The 17,309-nt window shown below is 43.9% G+C and carries 13 protein-coding genes; 5 read left to right on the top strand and 8 right to left on the bottom strand.

Translation table 11 applies throughout. The features are described from left to right. From ACP26M_RS18990 to ACP26M_RS18980, 3 genes are all read right to left on the bottom strand, one after another. Nucleotides 1–1,911, bottom strand: a complete 1,911-nt coding sequence (locus ACP26M_RS18990) for a RagB/SusD family nutrient uptake outer membrane protein (RefSeq protein WP_426582332.1) — start codon at nt 1,909–1,911, stop codon at nt 1–3. Between the two features lie 13 nt (nt 1,912–1,924). Beyond that, a complete protein-coding gene (locus tag ACP26M_RS18985; RefSeq protein ID WP_426582330.1) occupies nt 1,925–5,098 on the bottom strand; it encodes a SusC/RagA family TonB-linked outer membrane protein in 3,174 nt (1,057 codons plus the stop codon). 506 nt (nt 5,099–5,604) lie between these two features. Further along, complete coding sequence (locus tag ACP26M_RS18980; protein ID WP_426582328.1) at nt 5,605–6,792, bottom strand: class I SAM-dependent rRNA methyltransferase; 1,188 nt, start codon at nt 6,790–6,792, stop codon at nt 5,605–5,607. A 165-nt stretch (nt 6,793–6,957) separates the two neighbouring features. Here ACP26M_RS18980 and ACP26M_RS18975 point away from each other — a divergent pair, with 165 nt between their 5' ends. Continuing rightward, nucleotides 6,958–7,812, top strand: coding sequence for a DUF2911 domain-containing protein (locus ACP26M_RS18975; protein ID WP_426582326.1), 855 nt, complete (start codon nt 6,958–6,960; stop codon nt 7,810–7,812). A gap of 99 nt (nt 7,813–7,911) precedes the next feature. Here the strand turns inward: ACP26M_RS18975 and ACP26M_RS18970 are convergent, their stop codons facing one another. The 5 genes from ACP26M_RS18970 to ACP26M_RS18950 all read right to left on the bottom strand — a co-directional run bounded on the left by ACP26M_RS18970 (nt 7,912) and on the right by ACP26M_RS18950 (nt 12,249). Then, nucleotides 7,912–9,618 (bottom strand): sodium:solute symporter, encoded by a 1,707-nt coding sequence (locus ACP26M_RS18970; RefSeq protein ID WP_426582324.1) that lies wholly within the window; start codon nt 9,616–9,618, stop codon nt 7,912–7,914. Between the two features lie 108 nt (nt 9,619–9,726). Next, a complete protein-coding gene (locus tag ACP26M_RS18965) occupies nt 9,727–9,918 on the bottom strand; it encodes a hypothetical protein (protein ID WP_090531057.1) in 192 nt (63 codons plus the stop codon). Between the two features lie 210 nt (nt 9,919–10,128). Continuing rightward, nucleotides 10,129–11,370: an RNA polymerase sigma factor gene (locus ACP26M_RS18960; protein WP_426582321.1), complete on the bottom strand. Its 1,242-nt coding sequence runs from the start codon at nt 11,368–11,370 to the stop codon at nt 10,129–10,131. 47 nt (nt 11,371–11,417) lie between these two features. After that, entirely contained in the window at nt 11,418–11,762 is a 345-nt protein-coding gene (locus ACP26M_RS18955; RefSeq protein ID WP_426582319.1) for a YciI family protein, read from the bottom strand. Between the two features lie 34 nt (nt 11,763–11,796). After that, nucleotides 11,797–12,249, bottom strand: a complete 453-nt coding sequence (locus tag ACP26M_RS18950; RefSeq protein WP_426582317.1) for a carboxymuconolactone decarboxylase family protein — start codon at nt 12,247–12,249, stop codon at nt 11,797–11,799. A gap of 208 nt (nt 12,250–12,457) precedes the next feature. Between ACP26M_RS18950 and ACP26M_RS18945 the strand changes: the two genes are divergently transcribed. The 4 genes from ACP26M_RS18945 (at nt 12,458) to ACP26M_RS18930 (ending at nt 17,131) form a co-directional block, all read left to right on the top strand. Continuing rightward, the gene (locus ACP26M_RS18945) at nt 12,458–12,916 is read left to right on the top strand and encodes a DUF1569 domain-containing protein (RefSeq protein ID WP_426582315.1); all 459 of its coding nucleotides are present in this window, start codon (nt 12,458–12,460) and stop codon (nt 12,914–12,916) included. Nucleotides 12,917–12,983: 67 nt separating this feature from the next. After that, nucleotides 12,984–14,072: an acyltransferase family protein gene (locus ACP26M_RS18940; RefSeq protein ID WP_426582313.1), complete on the top strand. Its 1,089-nt coding sequence runs from the start codon at nt 12,984–12,986 to the stop codon at nt 14,070–14,072. Between the two features lie 181 nt (nt 14,073–14,253). Further along, a complete protein-coding gene (locus ACP26M_RS18935; RefSeq protein WP_426582311.1) occupies nt 14,254–14,850 on the top strand; it encodes an AhpC/TSA family protein in 597 nt (198 codons plus the stop codon). A 25-nt stretch (nt 14,851–14,875) separates the two neighbouring features. Next, the gene (locus ACP26M_RS18930) at nt 14,876–17,131 is read left to right on the top strand and encodes a response regulator (RefSeq protein WP_426582309.1); all 2,256 of its coding nucleotides are present in this window, start codon (nt 14,876–14,878) and stop codon (nt 17,129–17,131) included. Nucleotides 17,132–17,309: the final 178 nt, after the last annotated feature.

Here is a 17,309-nt window from a genome sequence, read left to right as displayed (position 1 = left end):
TTAATAACCCGGATTTTGAATTAAATTCTGGCTCTTCTGGATCTCGCCCTGCGGGATCTGCTCGTAGTACCAGCGCACATCAAATGTGTACCTTGAGTTACGCTCATCTAAACGGGCATCAAAAAAGTACTTGCCGTCATTGGCCGAATAGAAAGGCATCAGCGTACGGTAAATGGTGCTATTTTGCTCTTTATCAGCAACCCTCCAGCGGCGCATATCCCAGTACTGTTTGTTTTCAAAACCAAGCTCTTTTTTACGCTCTTTACGAACTACGTCGATAGTTAAATTGGCTGTACCGGTTAACAGGTCGGCACCACCACGTTCACGGATAGCGTTAATCTGGGTAAAGGCATCCTGTAAATAGCTTTTATCCGACTGGCCTAACGAGTTTAACTCTACAGCAGCCTCGGCACGGTTAAGTAACACCTCAGCATAACGCAACTCAATCCAGGTTTGATCAGAACGGTTTTCCAATACTTCAGACGTTGGTTTATCCGGTACGATATATTTACGGATAGAGAACCCGGAAACAGAATTGGTACCATCGCCTGTGAAATAACCGCTTAAACCGGCAGGGTTCATGGTTGTACCATTTGGCAATTTGTACGGGGTTTGGCTGGCGTTGGCCGATTGAACAATATTATCAGTAGGATAATGCGCAGTTGAACCGGCAGGCAACAGCGGACTAATTCCACCTGCCGAAGGGCCGGTATAAATACCTCTGCGAATTTCAATGCTTACACCTTTCATCACATCGCCCGGCAAAACTACGGTTGCTCTTAACCTTGGTTCGGCATTTGCAAACAGGTCGATGGTATTTGTGTACAGGTCATATTTGCCACTGGTTGTAGTTTTGATGGTACCATCTGCATTTTTAGGAAAGCCGTCAAACAGTTCTACAAAATCAAGCGTAGGGTTAACCTCTGATGAGTAACCATTAGCGCCCATTAACTGGCGGGGTACGTTGTAGGCATCATAACCATGTACTGATTCGGGGTAATGATACTGGCGTACAAATATGTTTTCGGGGCTCGACGCATCGAAAAACAGGTTAACATAGTTTTGATATTGCGCGTTTTTATCGCCCGCTGCCCATGCCTTTTTGTATAAGCTGTATTTACCATCAAGTAATGCCGCGGCATCATAAGCTGCTTTAAAATAAGTAACCGCTTTCGCTGCCGGGATACCGCAAAGCCGGTTTCCGCTGCCATCAACCAATGTGATCTGGTTGTATTTAGCTACTGTACCGGCATAAAGCATTGCCCTTGATTTGAAACCGGCAGCTGCATATTTGCTGGCCCTGCCTGCCTGATTAGTTTCAGGCAAATTGGTATAAGCATAATCCAGGTCGGTACCGATAAAATCATAGATCTTTTCTTCAGACGAACGGGGTATTTTAAGTTCTTCGATGCTTTGCTCCGGATAGTTAAGCACCTTATCAACCAGCGGTACGCCGCCGTAACGTTTAACTAAAGCAAAGTAAGTGGCCGCGCGAACAAACCTTGCTTCGCCTAACCAGTTGTTTACCTGGTCGCTGGTAAAGTTGCTTGCGTATTTAGGCAGGGTTTCTGCAAAATAGTTAGCATCCCTGATAACCCTGTAGCAATCGCCCCAGGTTGAAAGACCCGTGTTCTCCTGCATCGAGCCATTTTGGTCACGGCTTAACGCCTCACCGGTAGTGGCGCTTGTTGGGCTGATGATCCAGAACATATTTAAACCTCTTTCGGGCGAATACCTGAAATCTTCGATAGGTAATTCACTGTACAGCCTTGACATGTAGGCCTGAATTCCCGCGGCTGTCGCAAAAACGTCATCGTCCTTAACAATACTTGGGGGCAGGGTATCCAGCTTTTTACATGCCGTTGTCCAGCAAAGTAAAAAAGCCAATATTGTATATGTGTATTTTTTCATGATCTGTAATGGATTATAGTTTAACATTTACACCGATTGAATAAACTTTATTTAAGGGGTATAAATAGCCGTAGTTGGCCGATGGGTGTTCAGGGTCAAGATATTTCAAACCTGTAATGGTTAATATGTTGTACCCGTTCACAAAGATCCTTGCACCTTTAATACCTGCCTTTTTAGCTGCTCCGGCAGGAATGCTGTAGCCAATCTCAGCAGATTTCAACCTTACATAAGCCGCGCTGTGGATATTTGACAGCGAGTTGGTGTTAGCTGTTGTACCGGTAAGGGCAAATGTACCCGGGGTCCATACGGTGTTAGGATTATAAGGGTCGGCTTTAGGATCGGTTGGGTGATACCTGTCCATGAACATAGATAGTGCACTACCACCACCCCACAGCGGGATATTCAACTGTTCGATGTAGGATACGTTAATACCTGCAGCTCCCTGCCATACGGTATTGATGTCAAAACCTTTGTATGAACCGCCCAGTGTTAAACCAAATGTGGTTGAAGGTACGCTGTAGTTATTGTTACTCACGTTTTGTGCTATTGGGTGTACGTCCTGATCGTTAATTACGCCGTCACCGTTCCAATCCTGCAAAATGTAATCACCAACTACTGCGTTACGTGATACAAACTGCGGGCTGGTCAAGATTTGCTGATAGTTTTGGAACTGGCCATCGGCACCAAAACCCCAGAATATGTTGTTGTAACGGTTGTCGTTGTTATTATGCCAATTAAGCTGTGAGTTACCGTAAGCAGAGTGAACCTTGCTGATCCATTGGGTACGGGTATAGCCGAATGTACCTTTAACAAAATAGTTAAAGCTGCCTATGTGGTAACGATGGTTTATCTCAATATCAAAACCCTGCGCGCGGTCGCTATTAAGATTTTCCTGTGGTAAACCTGCACCTACTACACCCGGCAGGTTATCGGCACGGGTATCAAGCAAACCGCTCCTGTCGCGCCTAAAGGCGTCAACAGTTAAACCTAACAAACCATTCCAGGCCTGCAGATCGATACCGGCGTTGTAGGTTTTAGCAACAAACCAAAAAATATACGGGTTGGCAATACCACGACTTTGCGCGCCGTTAACAAAAGTGCCGTCAAATACCGACCCCGGAGGTACCTTGTTGTTATCGCCGGAAGCAGGATAATTATAACCAGTAAGATACTGATAAGCGTCAAGTTTGTCATCATCACCCAGTTTAGCGTATGATAGACGGATCTTCAGGTCGTCAATAAATGAAAGGGCTTTAGCATTTTTCCAGAACCCTTCCTGTGAAATCCTCCAGCCTGCAGACGCACCCGGGAAGAAGCCCCAACGTTTAAGCGGCGAGTTTTTAGAGTTGGCATCATCCCTGAAGCTAAACTCAACCAGGTACTTTGATTTGTAATCGTAATTTACACGACCAACAAATGATTTGGTCACAAAATCATAAGGCCAGCCGCCGTCAACCGTAGCTGTTTGGTTTAAAGCGTTACCTGCCGATAGCTGATCAACCGGTAATGAAAGCTGGCGCTGTGCGTTAAAGTTATCGCCTTTTCGCTCGCTTTCTTCATAAAGCGCTAAGGCCGTAACATTATGCCCTCCTTTAAACTGCTTAGCATAGTTTAATGAAAGCTGCATTAAGCTGCTCGGTTTTTCATAAAACTGGCGGGTGAGTGAACCCGGGGTTTGGTTAGCTATAGGCGCGTAGGTATTGCTATTAGCATCATAGTTATACTGGTTGTATGAACGCTGATAGAGCTTGTTGCTTGAAAAATAATAATCATAATTATACAAGCCTTTTGCACTTAAACCTGGCACAAACGGAACGTTGTACGTTGCAGATACCGAAGACTGTAACCATTTATTGGCAATTTGTTTGTAACCATCAACATTGGCATCGGCCATTGCAACAGGGTTTGAACCATCAACTTCTCCATTGTTCAGGTAGGCCGGGTTATTATTGGCGTAAATGCTTTGAGTAGGTACTTGCCTCCAAAAGGAGCGTATGATCCACCATGCATCCTGGTAAGGTTGATTTTTTTGTTCAAGCGTACCGCTCAGGTTTACATCAATGGTAAGATTTTTATTGATTTTGGTGGTGAGGTTTGAGCGGAGATTATATTTCTTGTAGTTCAGGTCGCCGCTTTTGAAAAAGCCGTCCTGATCGGTAATACCCATACTCACAAAATAGCTGCTGTTATCGGTACCGCCTGTTGCATTCAGGTTATGCTGTTGCTGGGGAGCACTATTAGCGAAAACAGGGCTATACCAATCGGTGCTGGTTTTTGAACCGTTTTTGTAAGCAGCAAAATCAGCATCGGTATATTTCACCTGCCCGCCGTTAACGTTATGCAGCAGTTGCTCGTTAACCAGGGTCATGAAGTCAACAGCACCAACGGGTTTTGGCATGTAGGATGGGATCTGCCAGCCATAGGTACCTGAATAATTAAGGTCAACTGCGCCTTTTTTACCTTTTTTGGTAGTTACGATAACCACGCCGTTTGCAGCACGCACACCATAGATAGCGGCCGATGCATCCTTCAATACCGAAACACTTTCGATATCGTTTGGGTCAAGACGGGTAATATTATCGCGGGGGATCCCGTCAATAACAACCAGCGGGTTACCAAAACCACGGATATCAAACGCGTTGCTGAATGAGCCCGGCTCAGCCGTATTTTGGGTAATCCGTACACCTGCCACTTTACCCGCAAGCATGTTCAGCACGTTCTCGTTTTTGGTAGTCACGATCTCGCTGTTGGTAACCGATGCAACTGACCCGGTCACTGTTGCTTTACGCTGGGTACCGTAACCTACTACAACCACTTCGTTCATGTTGGTGGCATTGGGTAACAGTTTTACGGTAATGCTTTTTTGATTACCTACGGCAATTTCCAGTGGGGTGTATCCTAAAAAGCTAAATACCAGCGTTTGGCTTGGCTCAGCATTGATATTGAACTGGCCGTGTACGTTGGTAGTGGTACCATTAGGCATTCCTTTCAGCTTAACGCTTACGCCGGGCAGGGGCTGCCCATGCTCATCATTTACTACCCCGGTAATTTTGCTGCCCTGAGCAAAAGCCGAAGTACACATAGCTAAAAACAAAAGAGCGGCAATGCAGCACTGTAATACTCCTTTAATTTTAGCACGATAACGGATGCGATGGCACCCATCATAATTGGTAAAATTTTCGTACATAAATATTGGTTAATGGGTTTATAACTCTTGCCGCGGGGAAAACAAAAACATTAAACAGGGATGGTTAAACCCGTTCAGTACGTATCATGCTTTCCATTTGGCACAGCAATGATATAGCGGGTGGTATTAAAACAAGGGTTAAAAAAGGGGTTAACTCGGCTAAAATTTTATTAACCGGACAGAAATTAACCCTTTTTTTAAGCGAATGGAGGTATAATTTAAAAAAATGGAGCGGGTTTAGCGATAGCATGCCTTGTGTTCGCTCTTGACGAAGCGCATAAAAACATGTCATTGCGAGGAACGAGGCAATCGCATGGGAGCATGGCCGTTTTGTATAGCATGCGATTGTCACGTCGCGCCCCCCGCTCATTTCCTGTTCCGCGCTTCGCAATGACATGGTTTATTATTCACACTTAAAAACCTGCGACAGTGTTAACGTCGAAGGCCTGTTTTGCTATGCAAAACAGGCCTTCGACTAACGTACCCCATTTGGGGGGATGGGGCGACTAAAACACCCGGCAAAGCAAACCTTTCAAATACTCACCTTCGGGGAAAGAAGCGCGTACCGGGTGGTCTTCCGGCTGGTGGAATTGGTAAATAAACTGTACCTGTTTCCCTGCATCAAGCGCGGCCCAGGCAATTACCTGTTTAAAGGTTTCCATATCCATAGCACCCGAGCAGGAATAGGTTGCCAGCAAGCCACCTTCGTTAAGCAGGAGCATACCCAAACGGTTCAAATCTTTATAAGCACGTGATGCACGGGTGAGCGCCGAGCGTGATGGCGCATATTTAGGAGGATCGAGCACAATTACGTCAAACTTTTCGCCCTCATCCCTGAATTTGCGCAGCTGTACATTCACGTCGGATTTAATAGCCGTGTGTTTGGTTGCATCCAGTTTATTCAGCCTGATATTTTCGGCCAGCGTTTCAATAGCTAATGCCGAACTATCAACACTGGTTACTGATGCCGCGCCTTCTTTGAGGCTGTTCAGCGTAAAGCCGCCAGTATAACAAAAGCAGTCCAGTACCTTTTTATCTTTAGTATGTACAGCCAACACATGACGATTATCGCGCTGATCGCAATAAAAGCCGGATTTTTGGCCTTCGGTGATATTGATACCGTAAATAACGTTATTTTCTAAAACCTCTACCAGTTCGGGTGGCGGACTACCCGCAAGTACTTTATTTTCTGCTTCGGCCAGGCCTTCATGAGCACGGGAAGCATTATCGCTTTTATCTGAAATACTTTCGGGATTAAGCAACTTGGTTAACTCATCAATAACGATAGGCATTACATTTTGAATACCCGAAGTAAGCACCTGTACCGCCAGATGCCCGGCATATTTATCGACAATAAGGCCAGGTAAATAGTCTGACTCACTGAAGATCAACCTACAGGTATTGGTGCCATTAGCTAAGATGCTATCCCTGCTTTTAACAGCAGTGGCTACTTTTTCACGAAACCAGGCTTCATTAACCTGCACATCCTTATTCCACTCCAGTAAACGCAAAGTAACCCGCGATTGATCGTTATAAAAGCCATAGGCCATAAATTCGCCTTGTGTGTTCATCAGGCGAACAACGTCGCCATTGGCAGGCTTGCCCTTTACTTTTTCAATCGCTCCTGAAAATACCCAGGGGTGCCTTTGCAAAACGGCTTTTTCCTTACCCTTCTTTAATATAACGTCAATCATGGGTGCAAAGGTAATAAAGCGTTGGCAATTTTAGCTTTACAGTAACGCGGCCTTCATTTATTACGTATTTGTATTAACGCTTCTAAACCTTGAAAATATTTTTAGGTCATACACAATAATATCCGCATTAAAACATTTGGTATCTTAGATTCGAAAACTATAATCATGAAAAAAACCTACGTACTCCTGTTCAGTATGCTGATAGCGTGCTGTTGTTTTAGCTCAAAGTCATACGCTCAGATACCTCGCATACCTGAGGCCAGCTCAACTCAAACTATCATCCAGGATTTCGGATTAGGGAAAATAACCATCACTTATTCCCGTCCAAATGTTAAAGACCGCAAAATATTCGGGGGCATTATCCCTTACGGCGAAGTTTGGCGTACCGGCGCCAACGCGGCAACAACCATCACTTTTACCGAAAAAGTTGTTATTGAAGGTAACCCTGTGCCTGCGGGTACTTACTCCCTGTTCAGTATCCCTAATAAAGGCGAGTGGACCATCATCCTTAATAAAGTGGTAAAACAATGGGGCGCTTACAGCTACAAGCAAGACCAGGACTTTCTGCGTTTTAATATCAAGCCAATCCACGTGAGCGAAAAACGCGAAACGTTTACTATGGCTTTTGTTAATACAACTACCAAATCAACCGACCTGGTTTTGGTTTGGGACAAAACCGCTGCCTACATCCACATGGAAACTGACGACGACGCTAAAATCACAGCCAATATTGATGAGCTGATGAAAGGCGACCGCAAGCCATATTACTTCAACGCCATACAATACTACTACGAAAACCATAAAGACGTTGATAAAGCTCTTGGCTGGGTTTACGAAGCCGAAAAAATTGAGCCTAAAGGTCCGTGGTATAAACTTTGGGAATCGCGTTTATTGCTACGCAAAGGCGACAAAGCCGGTGCTATAGCAGCTGCAGAAGCCGGTATCGCTCTAGCCAAAGCTGATAAAGATGAAGAATACGCCCGTTTAAACCAGGAAGCACTGGATCAGGCTAAGCAATAGTCCTAAGCCTACCCAACCCTCCCCGGAAGGGAGGGCTTTAAAAAGAAAATCGCTGTTTTTTATAGGAAATGGCGATTTTCTTTTATGAATTGATAATATTCAGAAAGTCTCCCCAACCGGGGGAGATTTAGAGAGGGCTTTACTGATCAACCACGCAATCACAATCAGTAAAATAGCACCGATAGCATTGAGCCACAAATAAGCGATTACGTCAAAATAGCCAAGTATACAAATAATAGCCTCCGTTATAACAGCTGCTATAAATACTGCGGTTCCTTTTATTTTTTTAAGATAGAAGGCCACTATGAACACTCCAAGGATGGTTCCGTAAATATAAGAGCCCAATTGATTTACGGCTTCTAACAGATTACCTATGCGGCTGGCGTAAAGGGCCATCCCAATGCAAACCAGGCCCCAGAACACGGTTGCCAGGCGCGATGCATTTAAATAATTCTGATCTGTAGCGTTGGGATTAACAATGCGTTTGTAAATATCAACCACACTGGTTGATGCTAATGAATTTAAAGCACTTGCGGTTGAGCCCATGGAGGCCAGAAAAATAATGGCTATCAGTAATCCTATCAAGCCTTTGGGCAGATACTGGGTAACAAAGGTAAGGAATACATAGTTGGTATCGTTATCATCGGCCTTAGGGTTATTTTTTTTCATCAGTTCAATGGCGTTTTGCCTGATGAGGTGGGCCTTAGTGTCGGCCACCTTTAATTGATCTTTGGCATGACTGATCCGACCTTCATTTTTACTGTCGATGGCTTTTATCAACTCGTTAGCCTTGATCTTTTTTTGCTCAAAGGCCTGGCCATATTGCTGATTGAGATGGTCATATTCCGCAGCGTAAACGCTTTTTTGAATTTGTTTAACCTCGTACTGGTTAAAAAAAATGGGCGGGCGGTTAAACTGGTAAAACGCAAAAACCAGCACCCCTATCAGCAGGATCAGGAATTGCATCGGAATCTTGATCAAGCCATTCATGATTAGCCCGAGGCGGCTTTGCCCTACCGAGCTGCCTGTCAAATAACGGCCTACCTGGCTTTGATCTGTACCAAAATAGGAAAGCTGTAAAAAGAAGCCCCCGATCAATCCGCTCCAAACTGTATAACGGTTATTGGGGTCGAATTTCCAGTCTATCACGTTCATGCGGCCCATTTTACCAGCCATTTTGAGCGAGCTCATGAAACTTACATTGCCGGGTAACAGGTAAACCACCAGTACTCCTGCCAAAAACATCCCCGTAAAAATAATGCTCATTTGCAACAGCTGGGTGTATGACACTGCCTTACTGCCACCATAAACGGTATAAACAATTACCAGCCCGCCTATAAACAATGTAGTGTAAACCGTATTAATATTTAATATGGTTGAGAGGATGATAGACGGTGCATAAATGGTAATGCCGGTTGAAAGGCCGCGCTGTACCAGGAAGAGGAACGATGTAAGCGCACGGGTTTTCAGATCAAAACGCTGTTCCAGAAATTCGTAAGCAGTATAAACCTTAAGGCGATGGAAAATGGGGACAAAGGTGATACAAAGTACGATCATGGCCAGGGGCAGCCCGAAGTAGAACTGCACAAAACGCATTCCGTCTGAGTAAGCCTGGCCGGGCGCTGAAAGAAAGGTAATGGCACTTGCCTGGGTAGCCATTACCGATAAGCCCACATGGTACCAGGGTAATGAACGGCTGCCCATCAAAAACTGGTCGATATTTTTATTATTGCCGCTTTTCCATATGCCATAAAGCACTATAGAAAATATGGTAAGGCCTAAAACAATCCAGTCGGTTAAACTCATTCAAAGAATTTGGTAATGAGCCAGAATACTAAAACTAAAAAAACCAGCCATGCGGCAACAATGCCGTAAAACTGGTTCCAATTTTTTATAAATAAAGGGAGGTCAGGATCAGGCCTCTTCATTACGGCCACGAACTAACACGGCGATATATGCAGCAGCAGTTAACAAGCCTAAAACACCACCTACAAAAATCCAGGTAAAGCCTTTTTCAATAATACCGCCTACAAATAAGCCAGAGATTAATCCTACCAAATAGTATATGTAATCAAAGTTTTCTTTTTCTTCTTTATGGTGTCCCATGATGTTATGTATATGATTGCAGCAAAAATAGGTGATTAATTGAATTTTACCAAAGTTTGTTTTGTAAAAGGATTGTGCGGTTTAAAAGTTCATAAATGACACCAATTATCCATTCGGTGTCCGGTCGGCTTTAAATTCACTATCGTTGTAAATATGCCAATAGCTTTGCGGTATGCATGAACCAACAGCCTTTCAACTATTGTAAAAAGGCTATTCCTGCAAGTTTTTTAACCGCTCAACATTTCCCGCCATAGTTGCCTTATCATTTGCAGAAGTAGCCAGGTTCATAGCAGTTTCGTAATGCCGTAAGGCTTTTTGATTATCTATGCCGGTATACAGGTTGCCCAGCAGCGAATAATAAAAGTGGTTATTGCTCAGGTTCAGTTTTTCGGCTTCGGCTATTGCAGCCGGTTTTCCATTGGCTTTGGCAAGGGCAAATGTCCGGTTCAGCGCGGCGATGGGCGAATACTCCAAGATGAGGAGGCTATTGTACAGTTGTAATATATTTTCCCATTTTTCGGCAGCATCCTCCTTAATGGTATGCCAGTAAGCTATGCCGGCCTCAAGGTGATATTTAGTTATTGAAGTTCCGCTTGAGGCCTGGTTCAGGTAGTAAATGCCTTTATTGATCAGGTCCCTGTCCCAAAGTAATTCATCCTGATCCTCATAGAGGATCATTTCACCATGATCATTGGCGCGGGCCTCAAACCGCGACGAGTGGAAACAGATCAGCGCAAAAAGTGCATTTACGGCAGGAGTATTGGTGGCCGGATTTTCAATAAGCAGGTAATTAAGCCGCATAGCTTCAGTACAAAGATCACGGCGAAGGGTGACGTTTTGGGAGGTTGAGTAATAACCCTCAGAAAACAGCAGGTAAATGGTTGTTAAAACAGTTTCCAGCCGGCTGCCGATCTCGCTCAGTCTTGGCTGCTGAATCCGGATTCCCGCCTCCTTCAGTTTTTCCTTTGCGCGGTTTATCCGTTTGTATATCACCTCCTTGTTTGCTAAAAAAGCATCGGTAATTTCCTGTATACCAAAACCGCAAAGCAGGTTAAGGGCAAGCGCCACCTGCGACTCGGCCGAAATAACCGGGTTGCAAACCGTAAAGATCATGGCCAACTGGCTATCAGCTATGTTTTTGGCAGACAGGTCGATCTCTATTTCGCCACTACTGTCGGTCGTATATTTTATTTCGGGCAAAAGCTTTTGCTTAAAAATCGTGTCCCGTTTAAGGTAATTTTTGGTTTTATTTTTTGCAACGGTATAAAGCCATGCCGTCGGGTTATCGGGTAAGCCTTTCATGCTCCAATTTTCTGTGGCTGAAAGGAAGGTATCGCTTACAATATCTTCGGCAATTTCAATATGTTCAATACCAAAAAGGCGGCAAAGCACTGCTGCAATTTTCCGGTACTCGGTGCGGAACAGGTGAGGTAAAAGTTCTTGGGCTTGCATAGGTTAAAATAAAAATGCCTTTGCAAAAGTACAAAGGCATTTTTATTTTATACGGCAGGCACAGCCATTCGTACTTCAACGGTGGCTCCCCATTGCAATATCGGGCAGCCTTTGGCAATTTCCACTGCCTCGTCATAATCTTCGGCCCTGATTATGAACATGCCGCCTATCGATTCCTTAATTTCGGCATAGGGGCCATTGATCACGGTGTTTTGCTTAATTGTACGGCCATCGCCATCCCAGCGTTTGGGAGTGCCAACCAGTTTGTTTTGGGCAGCGATGCCTCCTATCCAATCCTGGAAAGGTTTTATCGCTGCCTGCATTTGCTCAGGCGAAGGACTGGCATCTTTACTTTTCAGATCCCTGTGGATCACTAACAAAAACTCATTCATAAGGCTATGTTTTAATGGCGTTAATATAAGTTGTTTATGCAAACTGGCCAACCTGGTATGTACCCGGGGTATTTGGGAACGATAGATTGATGCGGTTCCAGGTGTTAATAGTGGTAACGGATAGCGTAAGGTCTATCAGTTCTTCATCAGTAAACTGCGCCTTGGCTATGTTGTATACTTCGTCGGTTACATGGCAGGCGGTAACGGCTTCGGCCCAGGCGAAGGCGGCCCTTTCACGATCGGTATAATAAGGTGATTCTTCCCATGCACTCAGACCATATAAACGTTGTTCGGTCTCGCCTTTGGCACGTGCATCTTTATAGTGCATGTCAAGACAATAAGCGCATTTATTGATCTGCGATACCCTGAAATTTACCAGCTCACGAAGGGATAACTCAAGGGGCGATTTTTTTAGATAGGTATTAATACCGAATAATGGTTTTAAGGCATTTTGTCCTTTTTCCCACATGTTGATTCTCTGTTCCATTTTGTTTTAAATTTATGTTGTTAAAACCCAATGACAACCGTGCTTAGCAGATTGGACAAAACGAAAAAAATATTTTTTATTTTTTTTACGGTCGGAATTCAATTCGGGAATTTCTGTCAGGGCGCATTATCTCCTGCTTTGCAGATTTTCCAGTTTAACTACATATACATGTAATACGTCTCTACATAAAAATGCCTATCTTCCCCTCATGGCCTTACCCAATATTTTTACTGTACAGGTAGCTGATGATGTAATTAGCCGGATCAACAAGCTTACGGCTCATACCTCACCGGGATGGGGTAAAATGAACGTTGCACAAATGTTGGCGCACTGCTGTGTAACGTATGAAATGGTGTATGAAGATAAGCACCCCAAACCCGGCGCGTTCATGAAGTTGATCCTGAAAATGCTGGTTAAAAACAAGGTGGTGACTGAAACCCCATATAAACACAACAATCCTACCGCGCCCGCATTTCTCATTACCGGCGAAAGGGATTTCAAAACCGAAAAACACAGATTGATAGCCTACATCCAAAAAACACAACAACTGGGCGAAAAAGCTTTTGATGGGCGCAAGTCTCATTCGTTTGGCTCTTTAACTATTACCGAATGGAACAATATGTTCTATAAACATATTGACCACCACCTTATCCAGTTTGGCTGTTAAGCGCAGTTTGAACATACGGCTAAATTTTCCTTTCTTTACCGGCATACCAGATAAATCGATATAGCGCATGGAAAAACTAAACCCCGCCATCCTTAAAACCAAACAGCATTTTGAAATTCTTGATGGCATGCGCGGCATAGCAGCTATAGCGGTTGTTACTTTCCATTTTATGGAGGTGGCTTACTCCGATTACAGTAAGGATTTTATAGGTCATGGTTTCCTGGCGGTCGATTTTTTCTTTTGCCTGTCGGGTTTCGTAATTGGCTATGCTTATGACGACAGGATCGGCAAAATGGGTATAAAGGAATTTTTCAAATCGAGGTTGATCAGGCTGCACCCGTTGGTTGTTTTAGGATCCGTACTTGGACTGCTGGGCTTTTTATTTGATCCCTTTGGTGCCCACCCTCAATTATATGGCCTTAGCAGAATGCTGCTGATATTTCTTTGCTCGATATTGCTGATCCCGTACCCGGCCATGTCCGTGCGGTATTTTAACCTGTTTAGCTTTAATGCGCCCGCATGGTCGCTATTTTGGGAATATGTAGCTAATATTGTTTATGCTTTTGTGCTTTGCCGCCTGCCCCGGCGTTATCTGATCGTACTTGTCATGCTATCGGGAGCGGCTATTTGCTATGTAGCCTGCCGCTCGGGCAATTTAATGGGCGGCTGGGATGGTCATAGCTTTTGGGACGGCGGGGCACGGATAGCCTTTTCATTCACCGCCGGGTTGTCGATTTATCGCTACAACCTTATTATAAAAAACAAACTTGGCTTTATTGGGCTTTCAATTTTATTATCTCTGGCCTTCCTGATGCCGTTTTCAGCCTGGAACTGGTTAACTGAACCCCTGGTAGTGATCATTTACTTCCCTTTATTAATTGCTTTAGGGGCCGGCGCTCAACTCCATCCAGGTTTGAAAAAAATCTGTGTATTTTCCGGTAATATCTCTTATCCGCTGTACATGACCCATTACGCTGTAATATGGATGTTTGCCAATTACAACACAGCCAACAAACCCGATGCCATTCATCTAACATATATCATTACAGGTGGATTAATTGTACTGGTAACATTTGCTTACCTGGTTATGGTAGGTTACGATGTTCCATTACGGAGTTACCTAACCGAAAAAAGAAAAAAACAGGCTGTTAAATAAACTGAATGACTATTCGTTAGCTTAATTAAAGATTAGGAAGGGTTTAGCCAACGGTTAAATTTAAAACCTGTATGTTTAAAATGCTGAAAAAGTGTTTTTTATACACTAAAAATAATTATTTTTACAATTGGTTTTGTGCTGATTTCCAGTTGTTCTGTAGAAGTATGCCAACCTTTGGTACATGAAAAAAACGTTAGTTATTGGTTGGCTTGTGATACTTTTAAGCGCTGTTGGCGCTTTATTTTGGTATAATGAGCTGCAATACCAGTTGCCTACTCCTGTACCGAAAAACTATAAAGCGGTAAAGCGGGGTACGGTACTATCCATCAATCCCAGGTACTACCAGGACCGCAGTAAGCCGCTGTTTCTGCACTTTTTTAATCCGGATTGTCCCTGTTCAAGATTTAATATCAAACAGTTTAAGGCTATTGCCCAGCAATATCGCAGCCAGGTTAATTTTGCCATTGTGATCATGAGCAATAAACACTTCACCGAAAGCGAAATCCAGGACAAGTTTGGAATGAAACTGCCTGTTATATTTGATCCATCGGTTGCTGCGGCCTGCGGGGTTTACTCAACACCCCAGGCTGCCCTTATTGATACAGACAGCAAGCTGTATTACCGCGGCAATTATAACGTAAGCCGTTACTGTACCGACGAAAAAACAAGCTTCGCCAAAGTAGCCATCAACGGTTTACTGAACGACAATACACGCCTAACATTTAATAAACTTGCATTAACGTCATACGGCTGTCGACTGCCCGACTGTCATAATTAATATTACCCCCTAAATATCAATCATAGTGACCGCAGACATAGTTCAAAACATTAATTTTCAAACCGAGATCAAAAACCGCTCAGACAGGTTGATGGATTATTTCCTGCCTGTGCATTTTGTAGTTGGTTTAGCATTGGCCTATTTTTATGATACATGGCTTATTGCCTTTGGCGTTGGCGGCCTGTGCCTGCTGGCGTACTATACTGCTAAAATAGCCCTGCCTAACTCTTCCTTATACCAATATGTGCTGGCAGCTGTATTAGGTATTTTTATGGCCCAGTATATTTACCAGATGCATGGCTTGTTTGAGATGCACTTTTTTGCATTTATTTCGAGTGCGCTGCTGATCACCTACCAAAACTGGAGGCTACAATTGCCATTGCTTTTAGTTGTTATTGTACACCATGCTGTTTTTAGCTATCTGCAGGATATTGGTTATGGCGGCATATTTTTTACCCAGCTCAATTACTTTGATCTTCAAACATTTATCATACATGTATTGCTTACCGGGGTTATTATGTTCATATGCGGACTTTGGGCCTACCAGTTGCGCAAGTATAACGAACTAAGAATAGTACAAACCCTGCAAATGGCCGATCTGCAGCGGGAAGCCCAGTTATCGCTGGAACGCAAACATAATGAAGAGGTTTTGGCAGCTGCAAACCAGGAGCTAAACTATTCCAACCAGGAACTTCAAAAAGCACGCCTCGCGGCTGATCAGGCTAACCAGGAAAAAAGTATTTTCCTGGCTACCATGAGCCACGAAATCCGTACGCCTATGAACGGGGTTATCGGGATGTCGGCTTTATTGAATGAAACTGAGCTTAACGATGAGCAGCGTATGTTTAACGAAACCATCATCAGCTGCGGCGAAACGCTCATCCATGTGATCAATAACATTCTTGATTTTTCAAAGATAGAAGCAGGTAGTCTTGATCTTGAACAGGATGATTTTAACCTGCGGCAATGTATTGAAGATGTGATGGATATGTTTGCCATTAAAGGCGGACAATTGGGGCTCGACCTGGTTTATGAAATTGCCGAAGATATATCGCCGGGTATCATCGGCGATCCGCTGCGGCTTAAACAAGTGCTTATAAACCTGGTAAGCAACGCCATAAAATTTACGGAGAAAGGTGAGGTTGGTATTAAGGTTAGCTGTGTTGACAAACAATCTGATGGCTTGCTGAAATTAAGATTTGATGTTTGGGATACAGGCATAGGCATTCCGCATGATAAGCTGCACCGGCTGTTCAAGGCATTTTCGCAGGTTGATTCATCTACTACACGCAAATACGGGGGCACCGGTTTAGGTTTGGCTATTTGCCAAAAGCTTGTTGCGCTAATGGGCGGCAGTATAGGTGTTGAAAGTGAGCCCGGTGCCGGTACCAGGTTTTTCTTTACCATAAACGCCTATCCCGGCGAGATCTCCCACCGGCAGCCTGCCAGTTTTGATCTTGAGGAACTGCGCGGCAAAAAGATCCTTATAGTTGATGACAACCATACCAACCTGTCTATTTTAAACCGCCAGTTTGAAAACTGGGACCTTAAATCGGTACCGGCAGAGTCTGCCGCCGAGGCTTTAGTGATCCTGCAGAGAAACAAAGACATTGACCTGGTTATTACCGACATGAACATGCCCGTAATGGATGGGGTTATGCTGGCCCGCATCATTAGGGAAGGGTACAGCCACATTCCTATTATACTGCTAAGCTCGGTTGGCGAAGAGTTTATAAAAGATCAGCGAATGCTGTTTACCTCTGTTATGAGCAAGCCGATAAAACAACAGGTGCTGGGCAAACAGGTTTTTATGGCGCTCAGGAATAAATCGGTCCAAAACAATGATAAACAAACTAAGAGCAAGCTTTCGGTTAATTTTGGTGATAAATATCCCTTCAATATCCTTATTGCCGAAGATAATGAGGTTAACCAGCACGTTATTAAACACATTTTAAATAAAATGGGCTATAAGCCAAGTATGGCCCAAAACGGGCTCGAAGCAATAGAGGCCCTGTACAAAAACGATTACGAGCTTATTTTAATGGATATGCAGATGCCTGTTATGGATGGGCTTGAAGCTACTCGTGTAATCCGTAAAGAAAACATTAAGCAGCCTGTTATCATTGCATTAACAGCCAACGCCATGGCCGGCGATGAACAGGATTGTTTGCAGGCCGGTATGAATGATTACCTGAGCAAGCCTGTAAAGCTTGATGAACTGATGAATAAGCTTTCGAAATGGCACACTTTAGTTAATAAAGCCGCAGTTCGTCAGGGTTGATGCAACCGCACTCTTGTTGTTAATTTGGTTCTTGGTTCGCTCATGTTTAATAAAAGAAAGCGTTACTTAGAACCTCCGGAGGGCAAGACAATTACCTGGCGGGGGCCTGCTTCAATAGTAGTGAAGTTTTCTCATCCCGGTATGCAGAATATAAATGCAACAATACTTTTGCAAAACA

This window comes from Mucilaginibacter sp. R-33 (assembly GCF_049949235.1).
Classification (GTDB): Bacteria; Bacteroidota; Bacteroidia; order Sphingobacteriales; family Sphingobacteriaceae; genus Mucilaginibacter.
The sequence above is the reverse complement of the archived record's forward strand: the minus strand, read 5'-3'. Positions and strand labels throughout refer to the sequence as shown.